The following is a 22826-nucleotide window of genomic DNA, read 5'->3' on the forward strand; positions in this document are numbered from 1 at the left end:
ACCGATCCGATCCCGGCGTCCCGACAGGCACGGGCAACGCGGACAGCGATTTCGCCACGGTTGGCGATGAGCACCTTGCGCACGATGGCTCCCTCCTTGAAACAAGGCGAGTTTAGGGACTGCCGACACGTCCTGCCGAGTCGACCCAGGGGGTGACCTTGCCCACACGGAGTGTCATCCGATCGTCGCCCAAGGGCCGAAATCCCTTGTCGCTCCACGGTACGCCGGGAAAACCCGTGGGGCCGTCAGCGCCCCGATGTGGTCAAGGTCTCTGCACAGTGGACCACTAGCAGGCAGCGGATCTTTGTTGACTCTCCACGAACGGGGGGCGGAATCTTTGCCCATCCGTTCCGTCTGCCGGGCATGGCGCAGAACCCTTGTGAATGGGATTACCCGTTAGTAGCGTGCGCGATGTCTTCCGTACATGCGGTAACTGAGAAGGTGGGTGGGCGTCGTGGCGCGCAGACCGGTGGCCGCGGTGGCGGCGGCGCTGCTGTTCCTGGAAGCGATCGGCATCGCGGTGGTCCATATGATCCTCGGCATCGTCGTGGACCGGCAGGACATGTCGCTCGCCGGCCTCGATCCGGGCGCGATGAGCCTGTCCACCTGGATCGCGGGCGCCCTCTTCGGCCTCTACCTGGGGCTGTGCGGATTCCTGTTGCTGCGCTGCGCCATGACCGACCGCGCCCCCGGCCGCTACGCCCGTATCGCGCTCATCAGCTGCGCCGTGGTCCACGGGGTGCTCGGTGCCCTCACCGTCGGGCTGGTCGGCTGGTTGGCCTTCGCCTTCATGATGGGTGTGTTCGGCCTGATCGTGCTGAGCGTGGTGGCGTACGGCGAGCGGCACGGCCCCGAGGACGCTCCCGCCGCGCCGCTCGAGGGCCCCAGCCCGGCCTGACCGCCCGTCCCCGGCTCCGGCGGGGGAGGCGTACCGGGGACACGAAATGTCGGCCGTTCGGGCCCGTTGCGCTCAGGCCCAGAGGTCGGTGATCCGCACGTCCAGATCGGCGAGCAGCCGCCGAAGCAGCGGCAGCGAGAGGCCGATGACATTGCCCGGGTCGCCGTCGATGCCGTCGATGAACGGCGACGAGCGCCCGTCGAGGGTGAATGCGCCCGCCACGTGCAGCGGCTCACCGCTCGCCACGTACGCCGCGACCTCCGCGTCCGTCGGCTCACCGAAGCGCACCGTGGTGGACCCCGTCGCGGATGCACGGCGGCCGTTCGCCACGTCGATCACACAGTGGCCGGTCCGCAGGACGGCGGAGCGCCCGCGCATCGACTTCCAGCGTGCGGTGGCGTCTTCGGCGTCGGCAGGCTTGCCCAACGCCTGACCGTCCAGCTCCAGGACCGAGTCGCAGCCCACGACGAGCGCGCCCGCGGCCTCGGGGCGTATCGACACCGCGGCCGCCTTGGCCTCTGCCAGTGCCCGCGCCAGATTCGCTGGGGAGTCCGCGGTGAGCGCGTCCTCGTCCACTCCGCTGACGAGCACCTCGGGCGTCAGACCGGCCTGCCGGAGCAGTCCGAGCCGGGCGGGCGAAGCGGAGGCGAGGACGAGCGTGCGGCGGTGTGCGGCGATGGGCTTCTCGGTCATGGAAGCCAGCGTATACAGCCGGGCGAAGCGGGCCGACGGGCTCAGAAGGCGCCCAGGATGAACATCATGATCACCATGGCGACCGCCAGAACCCGGCCCGCGCGGCGGAGCATCGCCTCGACGTCGCGCAGCTCCTTCGAGGGCTCATCGGTGGGGTCGGACCAGAGCATGGATTCGATGGTCCGACAGAAAAGACGGTGCCGCCTGAGTACGCGTACTCAGGCGGCACCGTCCGCAGGAACCAGTCGGACCGTTCACCTCGTCCAGTAGCTGCTGCTCACCTCGGCCAGTAGGTGCTGCGCCACGCCTTGGGGCCCGGCTGCGGCAGCGCGCGGCGCGGCACATTGCGCCCCTTGTCCGCCCACTCGTCCAGCTCTTGTGGCGCCACCGAGGCGGCTGAGGCCGCCGCGGCGCGGGCTTGGACCACCGCCAGTGCGGCGGCCAGCTCCTCGGGTGTCGGGTTGCCCCGCAGAACCTTGAACATACGCGCCTCCCAGCGGGCTCAGAGCGGGATGTTGCCGTGCTTCTTCGGGGGCAGCGCAGCGCGCTTGTTGCGCAGCGTACGCAGCCCGCGGACGACGTTGCGACGGGTCTCGGACGGCATGATCACCGCGTCGACGTAGCCGCGCTCGGCCGCCACGTACGGGTTGAGCAGCGCGTCCTCGTACTCGGCGATCAGCCGCGCCCGCACCTCCTCGGCCTGCTCCGGGGTCTCGGCCGCCGCGATCGTGCGGCGATGCAGGATGTTCACCGCGCCCTGCGCGCCCATCACCGCGATCTGCGCCGTCGGCCAGGCCAGGTTGAGGTCCGCGCCGAGGTGCTTGGAGCCCATGACGTCGTACGCGCCGCCGAAGGCCTTGCGGGTGATGATCGTGATGAGCGGGACGGTGGCTTCCGCGTAGGCGTAGATCAGCTTGGCGCCGCGGCGGATGATGCCGTTGAACTCCTGCTCGGTGCCGGGCAGGAAGCCGGGCACGTCCACGAAGGTGAGCACCGGCACGTTGAAGGCGTCGCAGGTCCGCACGAAGCGCGCGGCCTTCTCGGACGCGTCGATGTCCAGGCAGCCGGCGAACTGCATCGGCTGGTTGGCGACGACGCCGACCGGGTGGCCCTCGACCCGGCCGAAACCGGTGACGATGTTCGGCGCGAACAGCGGCTGCGTCTCGAGGAACTCGTTGTCGTCGAGGACGTGCTCGATGATCCGGTGCATGTCGTACGGCTGGTTCGCCGAGTCCGGGATCAACGTGTCGAGCTCGCGGTCCTCGTCCGAGGTCTCGAGGTCCGCCTCGTCGGGGAAGGCGGGCGGATCCGTGAGGTTGTTCGACGGGAGGTAGGACAGCAGCGCCTTGACGTACTCGATGGCGTCCTTCTCGTCACCCGCCATGTGGTGCGCGACGCCGGAGGTGCTGTTGTGCGTCCGGGCGCCGCCCAGCTCCTCGAAGCCGACATCCTCGCCGGTGACCGTCTTGATGACGTCCGGGCCGGTGATGAACATGTGCGAGGTCTTGTCGACCATCACCGTGAAGTCGGTGATCGCGGGGGAGTAGACGGCGCCGCCCGCACAGGGGCCCACGACGAGGCTGATCTGCGGGATCACACCGGAGGCGTGGACGTTGCGGCGGAAGATCTCGCCGTACAGGCCCAGGGCGCTGACGCCCTCCTGGATGCGGGCGCCGCCGGAGTCGTTGATGCCGACGACCGGGCAGCCGTTCCGCAGCGCGAAGTCCATCACCTTGACGATCTTCTGGCCGTACACCTCGCCCAGGGCGCCGCCGAAGACCGTGAAGTCCTGGGAGAACACCGCCACCGGGCGGCCGTCGACCGTGCCGTAGCCGGTGACGACTCCGTCGCCGTACGGACGGTTGCTCTCCAGGCCGAAGTTGGTCGAGCGGTGCCGGGCGAACTCGTCCAGTTCGACGAACGACCCCTCGTCGAGGAGAAGGTGGACGCGCTCACGGGCCGTCAGCTTGCCCTTCGCGTGCTGCTTCTCGACCGCGCGCTGAGAGCCGGCGTGCGTCGCCTCTTCGATGCGCCGCTGCAAGTCCGCGATCTTTCCCGCGGTGGTGTGATTGCTCTGATGGTTAAGCGGGGCGATTTCCGGCTCGGACATCGGGATGCGGCTCCTGCTCGTCCTCGGGGCTATGGGGGATAGGGGTAGGGGATTGGGTGGGAAACCGGGTCATGGGGGACATGGGTCGAGAGCGGCCCCGGATCCCTGGGCTATTCGGGCTACCGACTCGTAGCGTATCGGCGACGCTGCGCTATGGCAGTGCGGTGTTGGCCACACCTCCCGCCCTTCAAGGACGGCCGCTGAGCTGGTAGCGGCCGGTCGGCCGGTCCGGCGGGATCGGGCGGACGGGGCCTACGCTGGCCGCATGACGCCGCCGCCGCCGGGCACGCCCGGTAATCCGCAGCCCGACCGTCCCCCGGGCCGTTGGTCCGATCTGGAGCGTCCGCCGCTGAACGCGACGGCGCTGCGCCGCGCGCTCGTACGCCCGGGAGGGCTGTGGACCTCCTTCGACGTGGTCGAGGTGACCGGGTCGACCAACAGCGATCTGGCGGACCGGGCGCGGTCGGGGGCCGCCGAGGGGGCGGTGCTCGTCGCGGAGGAGCAGTCCGCGGGGCGCGGCCGGCTCGACCGGCAGTGGACCGCACCGCCGCGCTCCGGGCTCTTCTTCTCCGTACTGCTGCGGCCGGGATCGCCCGGGGCCGGGTCGGAGGAGGGTGTGCCGGTCGAGCGGTGGGGGTGGCTGCCGCTGCTGGCCGGGGTCGCCACGGCGAGCGCGGTCGCCCGGGCTGCGGGCGTCGATACGTCCCTGAAGTGGCCGAACGATCTGCTGGTGCAGGTCGGCGGCGCCCCTGGCGGGGCCGCCGGGGGCGGCGGTGAGGCCGGTGAGACCGGTGAGGAGCGCAAGGCCGGCGGGATCCTCGCCGAGCGGGCCGGCGGTACTTCCCCGGCGGCAGCGGAGGACACCTCCACCCGGGCCGAAGGTTCCGCGGGAGACGCTGTCGTGATCGGCATCGGGCTCAATGTGTCGCTGCACGAGGACGAGCTGCCGGTGCCGGGCGCGGCGTCGCTCGCGCTCGCGGGCGCGACGTCGGTGGACCGTGACCCGCTGCTGCGGGCCGTACTGCGTTCCATCGAGCAGTGGTACGCCGACTGGCGGGCCGTCGGCGGCGATCCGGGGGCCAGCCGGCTCCAGGAGGCGTACGCCGCGGGCTGCGCGACCCTCGGCCGGACCGTACGGGCCGAGCTCCCCGGTGGTCGCGAGCTGACCGGGGAGGCCGTGGCCGTGGATGGCGACGGCCGGCTCGTCCTCGCCACACAGGACGGCGTTCAGCAGCCGGTCGGGGCGGGTGACATCGTCCATCTCCGCTCCGCGACATGAGAGTGAGCTAGGGCACACCTGCCGTATCGTTATGGCTCCGGACCAGGCTGAGGCCTGGTGGGACCCCAGGCGGAGCGGCGAGAAGTGATCGGAAGGGCTGTGCGCAGGGATCGGACAGGGGGCGGGCGGTGACGGTGGACGACCCGGGCGCGGCCGGGGGCACGCCCCCCGGACCGGAGCACCGCACCGACGCCGCCGCTCCGGACGTATCGGATGTGACGGGTGCGCCGGATGCGTCGGGAGAGTCCGATGCATCCCATGGGCCTGGTGAACCGGATGTGTCCGGCGGGCCGGATGCTGCGGATGTGTCGAATGCGTCGGAAGTCTCCGATGCGGAGGATGCCGAGGATGCAGCCGTGGAGGGAGATCCGCTCGCTCTCCGGCTCGAACAGCTGATCCTCGGAGCGGAGCGGCGCTACACCCCCTTCCAGGCGGCACGCAGCGCCGGGGTCTCCATGGAGCTCGCCTCCCGCTTCTGGCGGGCGATGGGTTTCGCGGACATCGGCCAGGCCAAGGCCCTGACGGAAGCGGATGTCCTGGCGCTGCGACGGCTGGCGGGTCTGGTCGAGGCGGGGCTGCTGAGCGAGCCGATGGCTGTGCAGGTGGCGCGGTCCACCGGGCAGACGACGGCCCGGCTGGCGGAGTGGCAGATCGATTCGTTCCTGGAGGGGCTGACCGAGCTCCCGGAACCGGGGATGACCCGTACCGAGGTCACGTATCCGCTGATCGAGCTGCTGATGCCGGAGCTCCAGGAGTTCCTGGTCTATGTGTGGCGGCGTCAGCTGGCGGCCGCGACGGGGCGGGTCGTGCAGGCGCAGGACGACGAGGAGATGGTCGCCCGGCGGCTGGCTGTCGGGTTCGCGGACCTGGTGGGCTTCACGCGGCTGACCCGGCGGCTGGAGGAGGAGGAACTCGGCGAGCTGGTCGAGGCATTCGAGACCACGGCGGCGGACCTGGTCGCGGCGCACGGCGGCCGGCTCATCAAGACGCTGGGCGACGAGGTGCTGTTCGCCGCGGACGACGCCGGGATCGCGGCCGAGATCGGACTGCGCCTCATCGAGACGCTGGGGCACGACGAGACGATGCCCGAGCTGCGCGTCGGGATCGCCTTCGGGACGGTCACCACGCGGATGGGCGATGTCTTCGGGACCACGGTGAATCTGGCGAGCCGGCTGACCTCGATAGCGCCGAAGGACGCGGTGCTGGTGGACGGGGCGCTCGCGGAGGAGCTGATGCGCTCCGGGGACGCGCCGGAGTCGGAGGCGCAAGCCGCGGCGGAGGCGAAGGAGGACGAGGCGCTGGAGCCCGGGTACCGCTTCGCGTTGCAGCCGATGTGGCATCGGCCGGTGCGAGGCCTCGGCGTGGTTGAGCCCTGGCTGCTGGCCCGGAGGACGTGAGCGGGCCGACCGCCCGGCGGACCCGCGCACTCCCGTCCCCGCGCACTCCCGTCCCCGCGCACTCCCGTCCCCGCGCACTCCCGTCCCCGCGCGCTCCCGTCCCCGCGCGCTCCCGTCCCCGCGCACTCCCGTCCCCGCGCATCCCCGTCTCTGCCACCCCGCCCCCCGCGACCACTACCCCTGCGCCCCCGTCCCTCCTGCGCGTCGGCGGCTGCCGGTGCGATGATGCCTCGCGTCAGGTTTACGATCGTTAACCGGAGGCGCGGGATGAGCGAGCAGCGGTACGGGGAGTGGGTCGTCGTACGGCGCCATGGCGGGCATGTGGCCGAGCTGGTGCTCGATCGTGTCAAGGCCATGAACGCCGTCTCGACCGAGATGGCGCGGTGTCTCGCCCAGGCCTGCGCGGCGCTCGGTGAAGACCCCTCCGTACGGGTCGTCGTGCTGACGTCGAGTCATGAGCGGGCCTTCTGCGTCGGTGCCGACCTCAAGGAGCGCAACTCCCTCAGTGACGCCGAACTCGTACGCCAGCGTCCGCACACCCGGGCCGCGTACACCGGCGTGCTGGAGCTGCCGATGCCCACCGTCGCGGCCGTGCACGGCTTCGCCCTCGGCGGCGGTTTCGAGATCGCGCTGTCCTGCGATCTGATCATTGCGGACCCCACGGCCGTCGTCGGGCTGCCGGAGGTGTCCGTGGGGGTGATTCCGGGCGGTGGCGGTACGCAGCTGCTGCCCCGCCGGGTCGGGGCGGCCCGGGCGGCGGAGCTCATCTTCAGCGCGCGCCGCGTGGCGGCCGCGGAGGCCCGGGAGTTGGGGCTGGTGGATCAGCTGGTGGCCGAGGGCGAGGACCGCGTGGAGGCGCTCGGGCTGGCGGAGCGGATCGCCGGCAACTCCCCGGTCGGCCTGCGGGCGGCCAAGCGCGCCCTGCGGCTCGGGCACGGCCTGGACCTGCGGGCCGGTCTCGAGGTCGAGGACGCCGCCTGGCGGAGCGTGGCCTTCTCCGGGGACCGGGCGGAGGGCGTGGCGGCCTTCAACGAGAAGCGGAAGCCGGCATGGCCGGGGGAGTAGCTCCGTTTATCCTCACGAACGGGGCGAAAGACGCCAAATGTTCCTACGCTGGTGTGCAGGGTGTGCATGCGGTGACGGAACACGAGGTGACGGTGTCGGGTGAGAGCGGCGGAGGTGATGCGCGGCTGCGGGCCGTCGTGGGTCTGGCCCAGGCGATGGCCGCCGCGCAGACCCCGCGCGAGTCCGTACGCGCCGCCGCGGCGGGTGCCCGTCGCGCGCTGGGCGGGGACTTCGCCGCGATCTCCGAGTGGGAGCGCGAGCTGGGGCGGCTACGGGTGCTCGTCAATGTCGGCGAACTGGCGGAGGGCGAGGAGGAGTTTCCGGAGGACGAGTCCTATCCGGTGCACGAGTTCCCGGAGATCGCGGAGTTTCTGCATGAGCAGTGGTGCGGGGGCGGTGAGCCGAACGCCTGGGTGGAGACCGCGGACGGCCCGCCGCACAGTGCGTACTGCCACCAGCGGGTGGCCGCCCTGCGGAGGCGTGGGCGCAGTTGCTGTGTGGTCGCGCCGATCGTGCTGCACGGGCGGGCCTGGGGCGAGCTGTATGTGGCGCGGCGGACCGGGGAGCCCGTCTTCGACCGGGACGACGCGGAATTCGCGACCGTGCTGGCGGCCGTGACCGCGGCCGGGATCGCGCAGACCGAGCGGCTGGAGGAGGCGCGGCACCTCGCCTTCACGGACCCGCTGACCGGGCTCGCCAACCGGCGCCTGGTGGACCTGCGGCTCGATGAGGCGGTGGAGCGGCACCGGGAGGAGGGCACGGTCGTGAGCCTGGTCGTCTGCGACCTCAATGGGCTCAAGCGGGTCAACGATTCGCTGGGGCACGCCACCGGGGACCGGCTCCTGGAGCGGTTCGGCTCGGTGCTGTCGCTGTGCGGCGCCATACTGCCGGGCGCGCTGGTGGCGCGCCTCGGCGGGGACGAGTTCTGCCTGCTGGCGGTGGGACCGCCGGTCGACGACGTGGTGCGCGCGGCCGATGAACTGTGCCGCCGGGCATCCGAGTTGGAGTTCGGGGAGGGCGTCGCCTGCGGAGTGGCGTCCACCGGTGAGCCCATCGGGCCCCTCCAGTCCGCCCGCAGGCTGTTCCGGCTCGCCGACGCGGCGCAGTACAAGGCGAAGGCGGCGCGCTCCCAGAAGCCGGTTGTCGCGGGCCGGGAGGGACCCGACGACCCGGTCGTACGGCTGGCCGAGTCGCCCCCCGAGGGCGGGCCCGAGCGCCGCCGCTTCCGCCGGGACTGACGCCGCCCGGCCCGGCCTCCCTGACGTGTGCGAACCCACTCGTGACATCCAGGGTTTCAGTCTCTAAGGTGCCTGAATATGGATATGCAGACTGTGGTGGTGGGGACGTCCGGGACGAGCGCCGAGGACGTGATCGCCGTGGCACGCGGCGAGGCCAGGATCGAACTGTCCGCGGAGGCACTGGCCGCGCTCGCCGCATCCCGTGAGGTCATCGAAACGCTCGCCGCCAAGCCGGACCCGGTGTACGGCATCTCGACCGGATTCGGCGCGCTCGCCGTACGGCACATCAGCCCGGAGCTGCGCGCCCAGCTGCAGCGCAACATCGTCCGCTCGCACGCCGCGGGCATGGGCCCGCGCGTGGAGCGCGAGGTCGTCCGCGCGCTGATGTTCCTGCGGCTGAAGACCGTGTGCTCCGGCCGTACGGGCGTCCGCCCGGTGGTCGCGCAGACCATGGCCGACATCCTGAACTCGGGGATCACACCGGTGGTCCACGAGTACGGCTCGCTGGGCTGCTCCGGGGATCTCGCGCCGCTGTCGCACTGTGCTCTGACGCTTCTGGGCGAGGGCGACGCGGAGGGCCCCGACGGCGTCGTACTGCCCGCGCACGAACTGCTCGACGCGCATCGCATCGAGCCTGTCGTGCTGCGGGAGAAGGAGGGCCTGGCGCTGCTCAACGGCACCGACGGGATGCTGGGCATGCTGGTGATGGCCTGCGCCGACCTCGCGCGGCTGTTCACCGCCGCCGACATCACCGCGGCGCTCACCCTGGAGGCCCTGCTCGGCACGGACAAGGTTCTCGCGCCCGAGCTGCACGCCGTCCGCCCGCACCCCGGCCAGGCCGCCAGCGCCGCCAACATGCTGAAGGTACTGGCCGGTTCCGGCCTCACCGGGCACCACCAGGACGAGGCGCCGCGCGTCCAGGACGCGTACTCGGTGCGCTGCGCCCCGCAGGTGGCCGGCGCGGGCCGCGACACTCTCGCCCACGCGCGGCTCGTCGCCGAGCGCGAACTCGCGGCGGCCGTGGACAACCCCGTTGTCCTGCCGGACGGGCGGGTGGAGTCCAACGGGAATTTCCATGGCGCGCCGGTCGCCTACGTCCTGGATTTCCTGGCGGTGGTGGCGGCCGACCTGGGCTCGATCGCGGAGCGCCGTACGGACCGGCTCCTCGACCGGAGCCGTTCCCACGGCCTGCCGCCCTTCCTGGCCGGCGACCCGGGCGTGGACTCCGGTCTGATGATCGCCCAGTACACGCAGGCCGCGCTGGTCAGCGAGATGAAGCGGCTGGCCGTACCGGCGTCGGTGGACTCGATCCCGTCCTCCGCCATGCAGGAGGACCATGTCTCCATGGGCTGGTCCGCGGCCCGCAAGCTGCGTCACGCGGTCGACAACCTCGCCCGGGTCATCGCCGTCGAACTGGTCGCGGCGACCCGTGCGATCGAGCTCCGCGAGGGTCTCACCCCGGCGCCCGCGACGCGGGCGGTGCTGACGGCCGTGCGCGAGGCGGGTATCGAGGGCCCGGGCGGTGACCGCTTCCTGGCGCCGGATCTGGCGGCGGCGGACGTGTTCGTACGCTCGGGGCGGCTGTCCCACGCGGTGGAGTCGGTGACCGGGCCGCTGGCCTGATGCGGCGGGTCTGAACGTACGCCCCGGACCTGGTCCGGGGAGGCCCGCCCCGGTCCCGCGGGCCAGCACGTTCGGATCCGGTCCTGTTACGCGATCACCGGCCCGTCCGGCGGCGGGGTCGGACCGGTACGGGGCCGGATCGCGCCGGGGCCGGATCGCGGCGGGGTTCAGATCGCGGCGTTGCGGGAGCGGCGCGCGGCGGTGGCGACGATCGCCGCGCCGAATCCGAGGAAGAACGTGCCGCCCACCAGGTAGGGGGTCGTGTCGACGCTGCCGGTGTCGGCGAGGGAAAGATCCTTGGAAGCCGTGGCGTGCGAGGCCTGAGTGACCTGTGTGGCCTGTGGCCTGCTCTGTGAATCGGACTTGGCCGGCTCCGGGGTCGCATTCGCGGAGGGCACGAACCACAACGCGAACAACATCGAACCCGCGGCGGTGGCGGTCAGCAGCGGGCGGCGTGCGGACACGGAACGGACCCCCTTGTGGCGCTGGAGAATTGGCCGTCCCGGCAGATGTTAATGACTCGTGCGGGTCGTTTGAAAGTCGCGGTACCCGGGCGGCCTACGCTCCGCCCATGAGCACTCCTGAGACATCACGGTTCGTACGGCTTCGGGTGGAACTGGTACTGGAGGTCACCGACACGGGTGAACTCATCGGCGCCGCCCTCGATCACATCGACGGGGACGAGTCCCTGCCCGACGACGAGCGGGGCATCGCCCGGGCCGCGGTCCAGGAGGACGGCGCGGATGCGCTGGCCTATCTCGTCGACCCGTTCGACCTGGTCAGCAGCGTCCCCGGGGTGGAGCTGGCGCAGGCGTCCTGGAGCAGCGAACGGATCGACTACGACCCGGACGCGGTGGAGTGGGGCCTCGACGACGACGAGGAGGACGGCTTCGGTGATGTCGGCTGGATCGGTGAGGATGGAGAGCGCCCGGATGGGGAAGGCGACGCCGGGAGGCCGTGAGGGCCGGCTCGGAGGTGAAGTGAGGGGCCGACCCGGACGGCGGAGGGTCGGCTCGGAAGACTGCGGGCGTACCTCGGGCGTACCTCGGGCGTACCTCGGGCGTAATCCGGGGCGTACTCAGGGTGCGCCGAGGCTGCTGCCGTACGTGTCCTTCCCCACAATTTTCGCCGACCAGGGAACCGGACGAATAGGAATAGGTGTTCAAGAGGGTAGTAGCCGGGACGTGTGTGCCCCATCGCCCGGCTCGGGGATTCAGGGGAACCAGTAGCAATGGAGAAGCGTGTGATGACGGACGGTAAGCGGCGCAAAGGCCTGGCGGCCGCGGCTGCGCTGCTCGGCGGCGTGCTGGCGCTCACGAGCTGTAGCGACAGTGACGATGGGGGCGGTACCGGCGACCGCGCGAAATCGCAGGCCCAGGTGGACGAGCAAGCCGCCAAGGACGCCTCCGACGCCCGAATAACGATCACGCCGAAGGACGGCGCCGACAACGCCGGGATCAACAGCGACGTCCGGGTCAAAGTGGCCGACGGCAAGCTCACCAAGGTGACGATGACCGCCGTCGAGACCGGCACCGACGTCCCCGGCACGCTCTCCTCCGACGGCAGGTCCTGGCAGCCGGGCGGCCAGCTGGAGCGCTCCACCAAGTACAAGATCACCGCGAAGGCGGAGGACTCCGAGGGCCGCTCTGCGACCGAGAACTCCACCATCACCACCGTCTCGCCGGACAACAGCTTCATCGGCAACTTCACGCCCGAGGACGGCTCGAAGGTCGGCGTGGGCATGCCCGTGTCGATCAACTTCGACAAGGCGATCACCAATAAGAAGGACGTCGAGTCCGGCATCAAGGTCACCTCGAGCAGTGGCCAGAAGGTCGTCGGCCACTGGTTCAACGCCAACCGTCTGGACCTCCGGCCGGAGGAGTACTGGAAGGCCGGCTCCACGGTCACCCTCAACCTCGACCTGGACGGCGTCGAGGCCGCCCCGGGCGTACAGGGTGTCCAGAAGAAGACCGTCACCTTCTCGATCGGCCGCAACCAGGTCAGCACCGTCGACGCCAAGTCGAAGCAGATGACGGTCACGCAGGACGGCAAGACGATCAAGACCATCCCGATCTCGTCGGGCAGCCCCGACAACCCGACGTACAACGGCCAGATGGTGATCTCCGAGAAGTTCAAGGAGACCCGGATGGACGGCTCCACGGTCGGCTTCAAGAAGAAGAACGGCAAGGGCGAGTACGACATCAAGGACGTGCCGCACGCGATGCGGCTGTCGACGTCGGGCACATTCATCCACGGCAACTACTGGGGCGCCGACTCGATCTTCGGCAGCGCCAACACCAGCCACGGCTGCGTGGGCCTGAACGACGTGAAGGGCGGCGGCGACAGCAAGCAGCCGGGTGCCTGGTTCTACGACAACTCGCTCATCGGCGATGTCGTGGAGGTCAAGAACTCCCCGGACAAGACCGTGACGCCGGACAACGGCCTCAACGGCTGGAACATGGACTGGAACGAGTGGGTCGCGGGCAGCGCGATCGGCTGACGCCGACGACCCCTGTTCGGCTCTCCGCGGCCGATGACCTGAATCCCACCGCCGGGCGGCGGCCGGCACGACACCGGCCGCCGCCCGGCGGCTTTCCGGCCCGCGGGCGTTCTTCGGCGGCTTCTCGCGTCGCGCACGTGCCTGAGACGGCTTCCCGCCCCGCGACCCCGCGCGCGCAAGTCCCCGGCCGCCGAGACGCCGCGTACGAGCCTCGGGACATCGAGATGCGCCGCTCAGGCCGTTCGCTCTTCGCTCAGCCGCTCAGCCGAGGGCGACCAGCCGCTCCCGCAGTTCGATCAGCTCCCCCTCCGGCAGCGCCGCGGCCGCTGCCCGGTCGAACGCCTCCTCCGTCATGCGCTCCGCCCGCTGCCACCGTTCCGTCAGATCCGGGATCTTCCCGGCCCGCGCCACGAGCGCATCCGCCTCGTCCTCCGGCCAGGCGGTACGCAGCAGCCGGGCCCGGCCGCCACCAGGGTCCGCGACAACCGCCTCGGTGACGCCGATCCCGTTCGCCCGAAGCGCGGCGAAGTGCAGCCCGCCGCGCAACTCGCGCAGCAGCATGAGGGCGTGCGCGAGGGAGGCCGGACCGTCGGTGTCGTACGGGCGCGCCGCCATCCGCCAGCCGGCGAAGAGCGGCAGCGCGCTGCCGTCGGCGGCATCCACGACCCGGTGTGCGAGCCGCGCCGTACGGACTGCCTCCGGGGTGCCGGTGAGGTGGTTGTGGCCCCACTCCCAACAGCCCTGGGAGTACGCCTCCACGGCCTGGTCGGGGCGGACGGCCTCGCTGTTCTCCCAGGTGTAGTCGATGATCCAGCCCGGGAAGATCCCGAGCACCTGGGCGACCAGGCGCGGTGAGGGCGTGCCGAGCACGGCGGCCCTGCCACGGAAGTACAGCAGCCGGTCGGCGAGACCCAACTCGGCTCCCCGAGCGGTCATTTCGGAGGAGGTCATGAACCGGCCGCCGAGCTGCACGACGGCGCTGAACGTATCCGCTGCGAATGTCATGCCGGGAACGTACTGCGCTCCGCGCGGAGTACGGGGCGCTTTCGCGGCACCCGGCCGTCTCCGCCCGCGATGCGACGGGCGCCTTCCAACCGCGCGGCCCCCGCGCGGCCCGCCGGCCCCCGGGCATGCCCTCAGAGGCCGAGTGCAGAAGGATTGGAGGCGAATTGGCGGAAGCCCTCGCGGGGGTCGGCCAGCAGTCGGCGCTCCCGGAGGTCCATCATCCCGCCGACGCTGTGCAACGTCGCGACCAGTTCGCCGTCGCGCCGGAATTCCTGCTCGACCCGGAACGTCTTTCCCTCGCCCCACAGGAACGCGCAGGACACCTCGACCTCGTCACCCGCCCGCAGCTCGCGCAGGAACCGGATCGTGCTCTCCAGGTTCACCGGGCCGACGCTCTTCTCGATCAGCTCGCTCTGCCGGATCCCGGCGGCCTGGACGAGCGTCCAGCGGGCGTGCTCGGCGTACTGCGTGTACACGCTGGTGTTGAGGTGCCCCTGCGAGTCCGTTTCATAACCGCGGACGGTGATCGTCACGGTGAACGGCTGGGTCATGTCGTCCCTTTCGGAAGGTGCGGTGCCTGTCTCTGCCGTGCGAATGTCCGGACTCCCCGTTTGGCGCTGCTGCATTCCGTTCTCCGCCGCCCTGGACGATCCGCGACTCCATCCCGTGCGGCCCTGCGCTGTTCTCTCGCATCCTGGCATGGGGGGCTGACAGTGGACATCCGACGGGATCCTGACGTCGGCACGCCCGGCGCGATGTGTGTCCGAGGGACGGGAGGAGTGGTGCGCGAGGAAGGAGCCGGTTCGCCATTCCCGGAATGTGCGATTCCTGGAAGGCGCGATATGTGGAAGGCGCGATACGTGGAAGGTGCGATTCCAGGAAGGTGCGGGTTGACCCCCGCTCATGCCTCCGGCGGGGTGTGGCAGACCGCCTCGACGTTGTTGCCGTCCGGGTCGCGTACGAAAGCCCCGAAGTACGACTCGTGGTACTCCGGCCACAGCCGCGGCGGGTGCAGTTCCTCGGCACCCGTCGCGAGCGCCGCGGCATGAAAAGCGGCGACAGTCGCGCGGTCCGCGGCACTGAACGCCACATGGACCTCGCGCGCCTCGCCGCCGCTCCCTCTGGCCCCGCTGCTCAGCGGCCCGAGCCAGAACTCCGGCCGCTGCGCCCCGTAGCCGATCACCTCGCCGAACTCCAGCAGACGACGGCCGCCCAGCGGCGCGAGTACGGCGTCGTAGAAAGCGGCGGCGGCCGACAAATCCCTTACCTGGAGGGACAGGTGGTCGATCATGGTGCCCCGCCTGCCATCAAGCCTCCTGGGTGTAGCGGATATAGAAGGTGACGAGGGCCATCGACAGCCCGAGGAACAGGCCCACCAGGGAGGCCTCGAGCGCGGTTTGACCGCTGATGCTGAGCATGTAGCCGAGGGCGCCGCCGAAGACCGCTCCGTACGCCGCGGCGCGGCGCTCCCGCGACATCCGGGTCTGCACCCGGCCGATCGCGAAGCAGAGCACTGCGCAGACTGCCCCGCCGACGGTGCTGGATACGGTTGTTCTGGTGTCGGACGCCCCGTTGTTGCTCTCGAGGAAGGCCACGTACAGGCCGAAGGCGAGGCCCAACACGACGGGAACGGCCCAGGAGGCGGCGTGGTGGTGACGTACCGGCATGGCTGTCTGAGTGGACATGGCGGGACTCCTCTCACCCCTCAGTACCAGAGCACACCCGGAGGTCCCGCGCGGCAACCGGATCGCACGGATAATGCCACTGAGTGACTGTACGCACACGGATTGCTGTTGCGGTGCGGGGGCGGCCCCCGGTTGCGGCCCACTCCGGTCACGCGGCGGTCTTCCTGCACGAGGCGTGCCCGCGAGCAGCCACCCAGGCCCCGGCCGGCACGGTGCAGGCAGCCGTGTGCGACCAACGGCACCAAATCGCAGCCGGACGAATCTCCCTCCAGCCGCCGCGAGCCCGGTCGCGCTGATCGCACCCGCCGCGCAAGTTCGAGAGCACCCCGCCCTCGAGGACCGGGCAGACAAGCAGCACCAAGGCGGGCACGCCCGAGCCCAGAACCGACTCGGAGTCAAGGCGGCTGTCATTCATGTGTTCCCCCCGACCGGCCGTGCTCACCACTCGCCCAAGACAGCCGGGGACAGTCGCAGTGCCTTTGGCCTGTGGACAGGGACCGGCGGCCCGGTCAGACGGGGAGCCGGGAGCCCGGAGGCAAGCCGTCGGACGACTCGTCCGCCCGGTCGCGAGTGCTCGCCCCGGAACGGATCATTGCGGCACGCAGCGCCAGGAACACAACCACACCGATCGGTGACAGCAGGACCGTCAGCACCAACAGGGGCCCCATCAGCAGCGGATGGATGCCGAGCCTGCGAGCTTCCCGGTACATCCACTGGCCGATGAGGAGATCCCATGCGATGACCTGCGCCCAGATCGCCGCCGCGCCGCCGTCGAGCACCAGGAGCGCCTGGAAGCCTTCCAGGTCGGGGCGGCTGACCGCAGCCCACAGTTCGGGGAAGGCGGGGACAGCGAGCGCCAGGTACACCATGACGATGGGGACCACCGTGAGGGGTGAGGCGGCGATACGCGCCGTCCATCGCCAGGCGGGCGCGAGGATCATCACCAGCCAGACCGGGGCGGCCAGCCAAAAGGAGAGCTCGAAGAGGAATTCCGTCATGACACGGGCTCCTTGCCGTCGATGGGGAGCGCGACCGGGGCGGCGGGCGAGGCACGCAGCGCGGTGCGGGAAGCTGCCGCGGTGGCGGCGATGATCAGTGCGAGCGCCCAGAGCGTCGCCGCGTCCGGGTGGATCAGGGGCTGCCCGCGCAGTGCCTGCCACGTGACCAGGGCGAGCACCGCTGCGTACGAGCCGGAAGCGACCAGGACCAGCCGCAGACGCACCCGCTCGGAGCGCAGCCGTGGGACACGGGTGGACAGCGCCGTCAGCCCGAGCAGGAACAGGGGCAGCGCCTGCAGGGCGTGCATACCGATGAAGTGCGGGATGCGCAGATCGCCGCCCACCGTGCTCCAGCCGGTGACCGGCATGGAGGGACCGCCGTCGGGGAGCCCCACGCTGTGCGCGCCCACCACCGTCTGCACGCCGGCGCCGGCTGCCGCTCGCTGCTCCGGCGTGGGCAGCACCATCAGCGCTCCGAGCGCCAGGCCGACCACTGCGATGACCGCGCCGAGCCTGACGGCCCAGGCGGCGGCCCGGTCCGTGAGGCGCTCGCGGAGCAGCAGCAAGGCGATCAGCAACGTGCCGGTCCACAGCACGACGATCGTCACGCCCATGGCGATGAACAGGGCGCGGTCAAAGGGGGTTTCGACATTGAAGTGGCTGCGCTTGCCGCGTAACACCTGTCCCGTGATGATCGCCATCTCGGCGGTCCCGGCGGCGACGATCGCGATGCCCGCCCACCGGCCGGTCCGCCGCCCCCGTGTGAGCAGCGAAAGCATCCAGGCGAGGGCCACGGCGTAGACGGCGAACGACACCGAGAACTTCAGCGGCTTGAACCAGATGGGCGAGCCCACCAGGACGCGTTCGTCGACGACCATGCCCACCGCCGAGACGATGGCGAGAGGGACCATTGCGGCGGAGAAGAACACCAGTGGCCGATGCCACTGGAGGACGCGCTGAAGGGTCGAGGGCGGGGCTGGCATAGGGATACCTCCCAAATGGATAGCGGCACTGTTCGCTATCGACAATGGCACTATCTATGACGGTGGGGGCCATGGCAAGGCCGGAGGAAGGGAACGCGCTGTGCGTATCGGCGGGTTGGGCCGCAGGACGGGAGTCCCCGTACCGACGATCAAGTACTACGTACGGGAAGGACTGCTCCCGGCCCGGCAGCTGACCAGCCGGAACCAGGCGAACTACGACGAGTCCCACGAGCGCAGGCTGCGCCTGATCCGGGCACTGCTCGACGTGGGCGGCATGTCGGTGGCAAGCATCACCGACGTGCCCGCGGCGGTCGCCGATTCCGCCAAGCCGGTGCACAAGGTGCTGGGCGCTGCCGTCGGCAGCGTCGCCACGCCATGGGGTTCAGCCGGATGAACAGTCCGACACGGCGTGTGCCGCGGTGGACGACCTCGTCGCCCGCCGCGGATGGAAGGTGTCGCCGCAGAATCCGGCCGCCGAAGCGCTCGCCGTGGCACTGACGGCCTCGACCGGATCGGGCACGGCAGCTTCATAGAGCTGCTCGACGACTACGCCGAGGCCTGCGAGCGGATCGCCGAAGCCGATCTGACGTACGTGGAACGGTGGGTTCAGGTCGATGACCTGGTCGAGAGCGTCGTCGGAACCGTTCTCGGAGACGCGATGCTCTCTGCCATCCGCAGGCTCGCGCGCGTGAACGCCTCGGCCCACCGTTACGGGGACGTGACGCAGCCTCAGGACCGGGCGGCTCCTCAGCCCACCGACGGAATCTACGGCGCGATCCGCCGCGCGGATGCGTCAGGTCACGCCCCCGCAGTGACGCCAGTGTTCTGACCGGCGGCAATCCACCAGGATTCGTCCTTCTTGACCAGTACCCACGTCCCGACATTGGATCGCTTGTGGTCCGCGATGACGATGGGCTGCCGGAAGACGACGACGGCGACCTCCGGGGTCGGGAAGGTGATGTTCTCGATCTCGTACCAGGTCTTGATGCCTTCGGCGTGCCCGACCAGGCGCTCCCGGTGGTAGGTGTGCAGCTCCTCCCACCCCACGAACCGTGTGCCGTTCACGGCGGTGAAGACGACATCCGCGGTGAACCGGGCGTCGAACCTTGCCGCGTCGTGATCGGCGAAGGCCGACTCCAACTCGGAAAAGATCTCCTCGATGCGCCGTACGTCGTCCTCGTCGTTCCGGTTGTCCTGCGTGCTCGGGCGGTCCGCCATGCCTCACTCCTTGGGTTGATGATCCACTTCGGCAAGCATGCTGGATCCGCCATCACCGCGGGCTGACATCCACAGCTGACGTCAACGACGGCGAACAGCCGCAGCGTGCAGCAGCCTTGAACGGAGCCATGGTGGCAGGTTCCCAACGGGTTTCGTGACCTTGTAATTTGGTACGTGACTTGCGATACCCGGCCCCGGGCATGGCTCCCTGGAGGCCGGCCATTCTGAGGAGCCGGTGTGGCCGACGAAGCGTTCAGCATCGACAAGCGGCCGCTGCGCGATTTACTGCAGCAGGTGGAGGTCGGCAAGGCCCAGCTGCCGGAGTTCCAGAGGGGCTGGGTATGGCCCTACCCGAACATTGCGAGTCTCCTCGCGTCGATCTCGATGAGCTATCCCGTCGGCACCGTCATGCTGCTCAAGGCAGGGGGTGACGTCCGGTTCAAGTACCGGCCGATCGAAGGGGCCGCTCCGGCGGGAGAGCCCGAGCCGGAATCGCTCGTGCTCGACGGGCAGCAGCGGCTGACCTCACTGTTCCAGGCCCTGAAGCTGAAGAACCCCGTGGTCACGCAGGATCTGCGCAAGCGGCAGGTGTCCGGCTGGTTCTACGTCGACATGGTCAAGGCGCTGGATGAGAACGGCGACCGTGAGGATGCCATCCGTTTCCTGCCCGAATCGCGCACGGTACGTAGCTTCCGAGGCGAGATCGTCGAGGACTACTCAACCCCTGACCGCGAATACGAAGGGCACCTGTTCCCGCTCCACGCGGTGTTCGACGGGGGTGACTGGGGCTACGAGTTCACCGACCACTGGGACGGCGACAAGGTCAAGCGCAAACTGTGGCGCGACTTCAACGAGGCCTTCGTCCGACCGTTCGACCGCTATCACGTCCCGGTCATCGAGCTGGGGCAGGCGACCCCGCGCCAGGCCGTGTGCCAAGTCTTCGAGAAGGTCAACACCGGCGGCGTCACCCTGACCGTATTCGAGCTGCTTACGGCTACCTATGCGGCGGACGAGTTCGATCTGCGCAAGCACTGGGAGCACGAGTGCCGGGCCGCCTGGAAGGCACCCGAGTACCGGGTGCTGCGTGAGGTCTCCAACACCGACTTCCTCCAGGCGGTAACCCTGCTGGCCACAGCAGAGCGACGCAGGAGCGAGAAGGAACGGGGGACGGAGGAAGACCGGTTGCCGCGCATCGGCTGCAAACGCAAGGACATGCTCGCGCTCGACCTGGACGACTACGTACGCTTCGCGCCGTCAGTCATTGCTGGATTCAAGGCGGCGGCGAAGTTCCTGCACCAGCAGTTCCTCTTCGATACGAAGTTTCTCCCGTACGGGACCCAGTTGATCCCGCTCGCAGCCATCCTGGCCCTGGCTGGGGAGGCCACACAGAGCGCGGGGGCTCAGCAAAAACTCGCCCGCTGGTACTGGTGCGGGGTGTTTGGGGAGCTGTACGGCGGCTCAACTGAGACCCGCTTCAGCCAGGACTTGCCGGATGTCGTCGACTGGATCCGTGGGGTTACGGCCGAGCCCCGGACCGTAACCGCCGCACAGTTCGCCGCCGGGCGCCTGTTGACACTCCGAACCCGCAACAGTGCTGCGTACAAGGGAATTTATGCCCTGCTGCTCAAAGCGGGGGCCGTGGACTGGCGTACTGGAGAGAAGGCCGAGGTCACCGGCTACTTCGACGAGTCCATCGACATCCACCACATCTTTCCCAAGACATGGTGCGAAAAAGCCGGCTACGAAGCCAACCTGTACAACTCGATCGTCAACAAGACGCCGCTGACCGCCCGCACGAACAGGATCATCGGGGGTGCTGCCCCCTCCGACTACCTGCAGCGTCTGGCCAAGACGGCGGAGACCACTCCCGAGTGCGTCGCCGACCACATCCGGACGCACTTCAGCCGACCGGAACTCATGGCCGCCGACGACTTCGACGGCTTCTTCGGCGCCCGCAAGACCGCGTTGCTCACCAGCATCTCGGCAGCGATGGGAAAGTCGATCCTGGACGACGAATCAGCCGATGGTGGTGCGGAAATCAGCCTCGACGCATCGGATGACACGGATGATCTCTGACCCGACGGGAACGCGGATTCCGAGAACCTGTACCTGTTTTGCTTCTCCGGCACTGCTCGGGTCCCCGACCCCACCCAGTGGGACAAGTCAGCCGCGCCGATTCCCAATGGCAGCAGCTGAGTGTCCAACTGCGTGACAACGCCGACGTACAGCAGCGGACGGACGCGCACGCCTGCGGATCATCGCCACAGCTGGGAGGCACACCAGCCCAAGGTAGAGCAGTCGCCCAAGTAGTTTCGGGACGAAGAGGTCGTCGGTTCAGGGAGAGGGAGGCACCCCAGGGAGTTCTCCCTGCCTCAACCCCGAGTTTCGGCGCCACCCTCCGGCTGAGAAGATCGAGGCGCACAGACAACAGGGGGGAAGACCCATGACCATGATTGTGCTGCTTGGCGTCCTGCTGCTCGTCATCGCGGGGTGCGTCTGCGTGGTGTGGGCGGCGAGGGGCGGCCCCCGATGGGTCCGCGTCGTGGCGACCGTAACGATCGCGGCGGGCGAACTGGTGAGCCGCTCCGGCAAGCGCCGTCGCAGTGGTGAGAGCCAGGAATGAGCGCCGTGCGAGGGGCATCCGACACACCTCCGACACACTCTGTGTCGCCACGCGCAATCTGACCAGCTGCCCCGCAGGTCACATAGGTTGTGGGGTGTGATCGGCGCAATCTCTCCGGAGCCGTGTGCGCTTTCAAAGGGGGCGGTTGGCTCCTCACGCACGAACTGGCTCCTTTGCGGCCGACGCTCGGGCCTTCTGACGGTTCGTCGCGTGGTCGGGCTCCGGGCGGTGGAGGAACGGAAGGGCCCAGGAGGGCTGAGGGCAGTTGTCGGGGGGCATGGTGGAGATCGCGGCCTTAGTGGTCTCGGTGGTGGCGCCAGTGGTGTCCGGGGCAGCGGCGTTGCGGCAGCTGCGGCTGGCGCAGCATGCCAACACACTGCCGGTCTTGGTCGACCTGTTCCGCGAACACCGGAGCGTTCGTCTGGCTTGTGCCCGGCAGTTCGTGCACCAGCAGCTGCCGGACTGTGATCTGTCCGATGCCGGTCGGGCAGGAGCGGCCCCAGTTGGTCTCCGAAGGGGCACGTAGCTTGACGCCCGTGCCTCCGATGCCGCAGTAGCCGTCTTTATTGCGGTCGAGGTACTGCTGGTGCCCGTGATCTCCTGCAAAGGTGCCCCGAAACATCAAGGGCCTGGGCAAGCTCCGCTATGTCGTCGAGCAGACCTTCGCCTTGCTCCACCACTTCAAACGCCCCGCCGTCCGCTGGGAACGTCGCCCTGAACTCCACGACGCCTTCTTCTCGTTCGCCCGCTCACTCATCTGCTGGAGGCGGCTGAATCATCGCACCTCTTGATCACGGCCGCGCGCTCCAAGTAGGCCCGACCTCTGTTCCTCGGGTGAAGCCGCGCGTAGATTCCAGATTTCTACGTTGTGATCACTGCTGGGAGGACTCACGTGGACTGGGGGACGCTCGTCGCGACGGTCAGCGGTGGCTCTATTGCCATTTCTGGCACCGTTCTGGCTGACTACCTACGCCATCGCCACGAGGATGACCGCGGAGTCGGGGAACAGCGGCGGGCCGTCTACATCCAGTTCATCACCGCCGCTGAGGCATGCCACGCCCGGTTACGCCAGATCGCCCAGGCCCCCAGCACCGAAGTCGACCCGGACAGGGCCACCCGTGCGGCGCTGAGCGATGCCGCGATCTATGAAGCGCGCGAACGACTGTTCATCGACGCGACCACCGTGGTCGCCCGTGCCGGTCAGGCGATGTTCGAGAAGCTCCGCGCTCTTCAACGCGCGGTCGCGGCAGGCGCTGATCCGACATCATCCGCCTTCCATGATGCCTACCACCCCTACATCGGCGCGGTCTGGTCCTACCGGGTCGCAGTGCGCAGGGAGCTGGAGGGCCAGTCCCTCTCGCCCGCGGCTTTCGGATGGGACAGGTGGGACGGCAAGGACCGATGCCCGATGTGCCGAGGAGCGGTCGTCACTGGGACGTGAACGACGGCCTACACGCCTACCCGAGGCGCTGGACAGTCGTGTTACGGGGTCAAACCCGCTGAGTAGAACC

26 protein-coding genes and 2 pseudogenes are annotated in these 22826 nt (G+C 69.6%); 14 read left to right on the forward strand and 14 right to left on the reverse strand.

Going from position 1 to position 22826, the window contains the following annotated elements:
- A partial coding sequence (locus ABZW18_RS13595; protein WP_356186476.1) for a biotin carboxylase N-terminal domain-containing protein occupies positions 1-218 on the reverse strand: 218 nt, incomplete at its 3' end.
- A 227-nt stretch (positions 219-445) separates the two neighbouring features.
- On the opposite strand from ABZW18_RS13595, the gene ABZW18_RS13600 reads away from it, so the two are divergent.
- Positions 446-898, forward strand: coding sequence for a hypothetical protein (locus ABZW18_RS13600; protein WP_356186478.1), 453 nt, complete (start codon positions 446-448; stop codon positions 896-898).
- A gap of 72 nt (positions 899-970) precedes the next feature.
- Here ABZW18_RS13600 and ABZW18_RS13605 read toward each other — a convergent pair whose 3' ends face one another.
- The 4 genes from ABZW18_RS13605 to ABZW18_RS13620 all read right to left on the reverse strand — a co-directional run bounded on the left by ABZW18_RS13605 (position 971) and on the right by ABZW18_RS13620 (position 3701).
- Entirely contained in the window at positions 971-1591 is a 621-nt protein-coding gene (locus tag ABZW18_RS13605) for a nucleoside triphosphate pyrophosphatase (RefSeq protein WP_356186480.1), read from the reverse strand.
- Between the two features lie 41 nt (positions 1592-1632).
- Positions 1633-1761: a hypothetical protein gene (locus tag ABZW18_RS13610; RefSeq protein ID WP_356186483.1), complete on the reverse strand. Its 129-nt coding sequence runs from the start codon at positions 1759-1761 to the stop codon at positions 1633-1635.
- A gap of 107 nt (positions 1762-1868) precedes the next feature.
- The gene (locus ABZW18_RS13615) at positions 1869-2075 is read right to left on the reverse strand and encodes an acyl-CoA carboxylase epsilon subunit (RefSeq protein WP_356186485.1); all 207 of its coding nucleotides are present in this window, start codon (positions 2073-2075) and stop codon (positions 1869-1871) included.
- Positions 2076-2093: 18 nt separating this feature from the next.
- The gene (locus ABZW18_RS13620) at positions 2094-3701 is read right to left on the reverse strand and encodes an acyl-CoA carboxylase subunit beta (protein WP_356186488.1); all 1608 of its coding nucleotides are present in this window, start codon (positions 3699-3701) and stop codon (positions 2094-2096) included.
- Positions 3702-3966: 265 nt separating this feature from the next.
- Here ABZW18_RS13620 and ABZW18_RS13625 point away from each other — a divergent pair, with 265 nt between their 5' ends.
- The 5 genes from ABZW18_RS13625 (at position 3967) to hutH (ending at position 10303) form a co-directional block, all read left to right on the forward strand.
- A complete protein-coding gene (locus ABZW18_RS13625; protein ID WP_356186491.1) occupies positions 3967-4980 on the forward strand; it encodes a biotin--[acetyl-CoA-carboxylase] ligase in 1014 nt (337 codons plus the stop codon).
- A 305-nt stretch (positions 4981-5285) separates the two neighbouring features.
- Entirely contained in the window at positions 5286-6377 is a 1092-nt protein-coding gene (locus ABZW18_RS13630) for an adenylate/guanylate cyclase domain-containing protein (protein WP_356186493.1), read from the forward strand.
- 267 nt (positions 6378-6644) lie between these two features.
- A complete protein-coding gene (locus tag ABZW18_RS13635) occupies positions 6645-7442 on the forward strand; it encodes an enoyl-CoA hydratase-related protein (RefSeq protein ID WP_356186495.1) in 798 nt (265 codons plus the stop codon).
- Positions 7443-7597: 155 nt separating this feature from the next.
- Positions 7598-8680: a GGDEF domain-containing protein gene (locus ABZW18_RS13640; RefSeq protein WP_356186641.1), complete on the forward strand. Its 1083-nt coding sequence runs from the start codon at positions 7598-7600 to the stop codon at positions 8678-8680.
- Between the two features lie 78 nt (positions 8681-8758).
- Positions 8759-10303, forward strand: a complete 1545-nt coding sequence (gene hutH / locus ABZW18_RS13645) for a histidine ammonia-lyase (RefSeq protein WP_356186498.1) — start codon at positions 8759-8761, stop codon at positions 10301-10303.
- A 167-nt stretch (positions 10304-10470) separates the two neighbouring features.
- Here the strand turns inward: hutH and ABZW18_RS13650 are convergent, their stop codons facing one another.
- Positions 10471-10767, reverse strand: coding sequence for a hypothetical protein (locus tag ABZW18_RS13650; RefSeq protein WP_356186501.1), 297 nt, complete (start codon positions 10765-10767; stop codon positions 10471-10473).
- Between the two features lie 107 nt (positions 10768-10874).
- Here ABZW18_RS13650 and ABZW18_RS13655 point away from each other — a divergent pair, with 107 nt between their 5' ends.
- Both ABZW18_RS13655 and ABZW18_RS13660 read left to right on the forward strand, forming a co-directional pair.
- On the forward strand, positions 10875-11264 hold the full coding sequence (locus tag ABZW18_RS13655; RefSeq protein ID WP_356186503.1) for a hypothetical protein: 390 nt from the start codon (positions 10875-10877) through the stop codon (positions 11262-11264).
- Between the two features lie 270 nt (positions 11265-11534).
- The gene (locus ABZW18_RS13660; RefSeq protein WP_356186505.1) at positions 11535-12803 is read left to right on the forward strand and encodes an Ig-like domain-containing protein; all 1269 of its coding nucleotides are present in this window, start codon (positions 11535-11537) and stop codon (positions 12801-12803) included.
- A 261-nt stretch (positions 12804-13064) separates the two neighbouring features.
- Here the strand turns inward: ABZW18_RS13660 and ABZW18_RS13665 are convergent, their stop codons facing one another.
- From ABZW18_RS13665 to ABZW18_RS13690, 6 genes are all read right to left on the reverse strand, one after another.
- Positions 13065-13808 (reverse strand): hypothetical protein, encoded by a 744-nt coding sequence (locus tag ABZW18_RS13665; RefSeq protein ID WP_356186508.1) that lies wholly within the window; start codon positions 13806-13808, stop codon positions 13065-13067.
- A gap of 131 nt (positions 13809-13939) precedes the next feature.
- Positions 13940-14359, reverse strand: coding sequence for a thioesterase family protein (locus tag ABZW18_RS13670; RefSeq protein WP_356186511.1), 420 nt, complete (start codon positions 14357-14359; stop codon positions 13940-13942).
- Between the two features lie 350 nt (positions 14360-14709).
- The gene (locus ABZW18_RS13675; protein ID WP_356186514.1) at positions 14710-15099 is read right to left on the reverse strand and encodes a VOC family protein; all 390 of its coding nucleotides are present in this window, start codon (positions 15097-15099) and stop codon (positions 14710-14712) included.
- 16 nt (positions 15100-15115) lie between these two features.
- Complete coding sequence (locus ABZW18_RS13680) at positions 15116-15493, reverse strand: hypothetical protein (RefSeq protein ID WP_356186517.1); 378 nt, start codon at positions 15491-15493, stop codon at positions 15116-15118.
- A gap of 509 nt (positions 15494-16002) precedes the next feature.
- Positions 16003-16491, reverse strand: a complete 489-nt coding sequence (locus ABZW18_RS13685) for an ABA4-like family protein (RefSeq protein ID WP_356186520.1) — start codon at positions 16489-16491, stop codon at positions 16003-16005.
- Positions 16488-17402 carry a hypothetical protein gene (locus tag ABZW18_RS13690; RefSeq protein WP_356186644.1) on the reverse strand — a complete coding sequence of 305 codons (915 nt, stop codon included), beginning with the start codon at positions 17400-17402 and terminating at the stop codon, positions 16488-16490. Before ABZW18_RS13690 ends, ABZW18_RS13685 begins: the two co-directional genes overlap by 4 nt.
- Positions 17403-17574: 172 nt before the next feature.
- Between ABZW18_RS13690 and ABZW18_RS13695 the strand changes: the two genes are divergently transcribed.
- Complete coding sequence (locus ABZW18_RS13695; RefSeq protein ID WP_356186523.1) at positions 17575-17868, forward strand: MerR family transcriptional regulator; 294 nt, start codon at positions 17575-17577, stop codon at positions 17866-17868.
- 51 nt (positions 17869-17919) lie between these two features.
- Positions 17920-18303: a hypothetical protein gene (locus ABZW18_RS13700; RefSeq protein WP_356186526.1), complete on the forward strand. Its 384-nt coding sequence runs from the start codon at positions 17920-17922 to the stop codon at positions 18301-18303.
- Here the strand turns inward: ABZW18_RS13700 and ABZW18_RS13705 are convergent.
- Positions 18273-18692 carry an SgcJ/EcaC family oxidoreductase gene (locus ABZW18_RS13705; protein ID WP_356186528.1) on the reverse strand — a complete coding sequence of 140 codons (420 nt, stop codon included), beginning with the start codon at positions 18690-18692 and terminating at the stop codon, positions 18273-18275. The two genes, ABZW18_RS13700 and ABZW18_RS13705, sit on opposite strands and share 31 nt — an antisense overlap.
- A 237-nt stretch (positions 18693-18929) precedes the next feature.
- Between ABZW18_RS13705 and ABZW18_RS13710 the strand changes: the two genes are divergently transcribed.
- Together ABZW18_RS13710 and ABZW18_RS13715 are read left to right on the forward strand one after the other, a co-directional pair.
- Positions 18930-20768: a DUF262 domain-containing protein gene (locus ABZW18_RS13710; RefSeq protein WP_356186531.1), complete on the forward strand. Its 1839-nt coding sequence runs from the start codon at positions 18930-18932 to the stop codon at positions 20766-20768.
- Positions 20769-21135: 367 nt separating this feature from the next.
- The gene (locus ABZW18_RS13715) at positions 21136-21315 is read left to right on the forward strand and encodes a hypothetical protein (RefSeq protein ID WP_356186533.1); all 180 of its coding nucleotides are present in this window, start codon (positions 21136-21138) and stop codon (positions 21313-21315) included.
- 475 nt (positions 21316-21790) lie between these two features.
- Here the strand turns inward: ABZW18_RS13715 and ABZW18_RS13720 are convergent.
- A pseudogene (locus ABZW18_RS13720) lies at positions 21791-21904 on the reverse strand (peptide-methionine (S)-S-oxide reductase); the annotation flags it as partial.
- Between the two features lie 37 nt (positions 21905-21941).
- Between ABZW18_RS13720 and ABZW18_RS13725 the strand changes: the two are divergent.
- Together ABZW18_RS13725 and ABZW18_RS13730 are read left to right on the forward strand one after the other, a co-directional pair.
- Positions 21942-22106 (forward strand): annotated as a pseudogene (locus ABZW18_RS13725) (IS5/IS1182 family transposase); the annotation flags it as partial.
- 101 nt (positions 22107-22207) lie between these two features.
- Positions 22208-22756 carry a CchlQ gene (locus ABZW18_RS13730; protein WP_356186536.1) on the forward strand — a complete coding sequence of 183 codons (549 nt, stop codon included), beginning with the start codon at positions 22208-22210 and terminating at the stop codon, positions 22754-22756.
- Positions 22757-22826 lie beyond the last annotated feature (70 nt).

Origin of the sequence: Streptomyces sp. NPDC004647 (genome assembly GCF_040609575.1) — a bacterium.
Taxonomy (GTDB): domain Bacteria; phylum Actinomycetota; class Actinomycetes; order Streptomycetales; family Streptomycetaceae; genus Streptomyces.

Excerpts from the sequence above, each read along its gene's own strand:
- ABZW18_RS13700 (WP_356186526.1), top strand. The coding sequence starts at position 17,920 with ATGGAAGGTGTCGCCGCAGAATCCGGCCGCCGAAGCGCTCGCCGTGGC.
- ABZW18_RS13625 (WP_356186491.1), top strand. The coding sequence starts at position 3,967 with ATGACGCCGCCGCCGCCGGGCACGCCCGGTAATCCGCAGCCCGACCGT.
- hutH (WP_356186498.1), top strand. The coding sequence starts at position 8,759 with ATGGATATGCAGACTGTGGTGGTGGGGACGTCCGGGACGAGCGCCGAG.
- ABZW18_RS13675 (WP_356186514.1), bottom strand. The coding sequence starts at position 15,099 with ATGATCGACCACCTGTCCCTCCAGGTAAGGGATTTGTCGGCCGCCGCC.
- ABZW18_RS13635 (WP_356186495.1), top strand. The coding sequence starts at position 6,645 with ATGAGCGAGCAGCGGTACGGGGAGTGGGTCGTCGTACGGCGCCATGGC.
- ABZW18_RS13690 (WP_356186644.1), bottom strand. The coding sequence starts at position 17,402 with ATGGTCCCTCTCGCCATCGTCTCGGCGGTGGGCATGGTCGTCGACGAA.
- ABZW18_RS13660 (WP_356186505.1), top strand. The coding sequence starts at position 11,535 with ATGGAGAAGCGTGTGATGACGGACGGTAAGCGGCGCAAAGGCCTGGCG.
- ABZW18_RS13610 (WP_356186483.1), bottom strand. The coding sequence starts at position 1,761 with ATGCTCTGGTCCGACCCCACCGATGAGCCCTCGAAGGAGCTGCGCGAC.
- ABZW18_RS13605 (WP_356186480.1), bottom strand. The coding sequence starts at position 1,591 with ATGACCGAGAAGCCCATCGCCGCACACCGCCGCACGCTCGTCCTCGCC.
- ABZW18_RS13640 (WP_356186641.1), top strand. The coding sequence starts at position 7,598 with ATGGCCGCCGCGCAGACCCCGCGCGAGTCCGTACGCGCCGCCGCGGCG.
- ABZW18_RS13655 (WP_356186503.1), top strand. The coding sequence starts at position 10,875 with ATGAGCACTCCTGAGACATCACGGTTCGTACGGCTTCGGGTGGAACTG.
- ABZW18_RS13665 (WP_356186508.1), bottom strand. The coding sequence starts at position 13,808 with ATGACATTCGCAGCGGATACGTTCAGCGCCGTCGTGCAGCTCGGCGGC.
- ABZW18_RS13620 (WP_356186488.1), bottom strand. The coding sequence starts at position 3,701 with ATGTCCGAGCCGGAAATCGCCCCGCTTAACCATCAGAGCAATCACACC.
- ABZW18_RS13680 (WP_356186517.1), bottom strand. The coding sequence starts at position 15,493 with ATGTCCACTCAGACAGCCATGCCGGTACGTCACCACCACGCCGCCTCC.
- ABZW18_RS13705 (WP_356186528.1), bottom strand. The coding sequence starts at position 18,692 with ATGGCGGACCGCCCGAGCACGCAGGACAACCGGAACGACGAGGACGAC.
- ABZW18_RS13615 (WP_356186485.1), bottom strand. The coding sequence starts at position 2,075 with ATGTTCAAGGTTCTGCGGGGCAACCCGACACCCGAGGAGCTGGCCGCC.
- ABZW18_RS13670 (WP_356186511.1), bottom strand. The coding sequence starts at position 14,359 with ATGACCCAGCCGTTCACCGTGACGATCACCGTCCGCGGTTATGAAACG.
- ABZW18_RS13685 (WP_356186520.1), bottom strand. The coding sequence starts at position 16,491 with ATGACGGAATTCCTCTTCGAGCTCTCCTTTTGGCTGGCCGCCCCGGTC.
- ABZW18_RS13715 (WP_356186533.1), top strand. The coding sequence starts at position 21,136 with ATGACCATGATTGTGCTGCTTGGCGTCCTGCTGCTCGTCATCGCGGGG.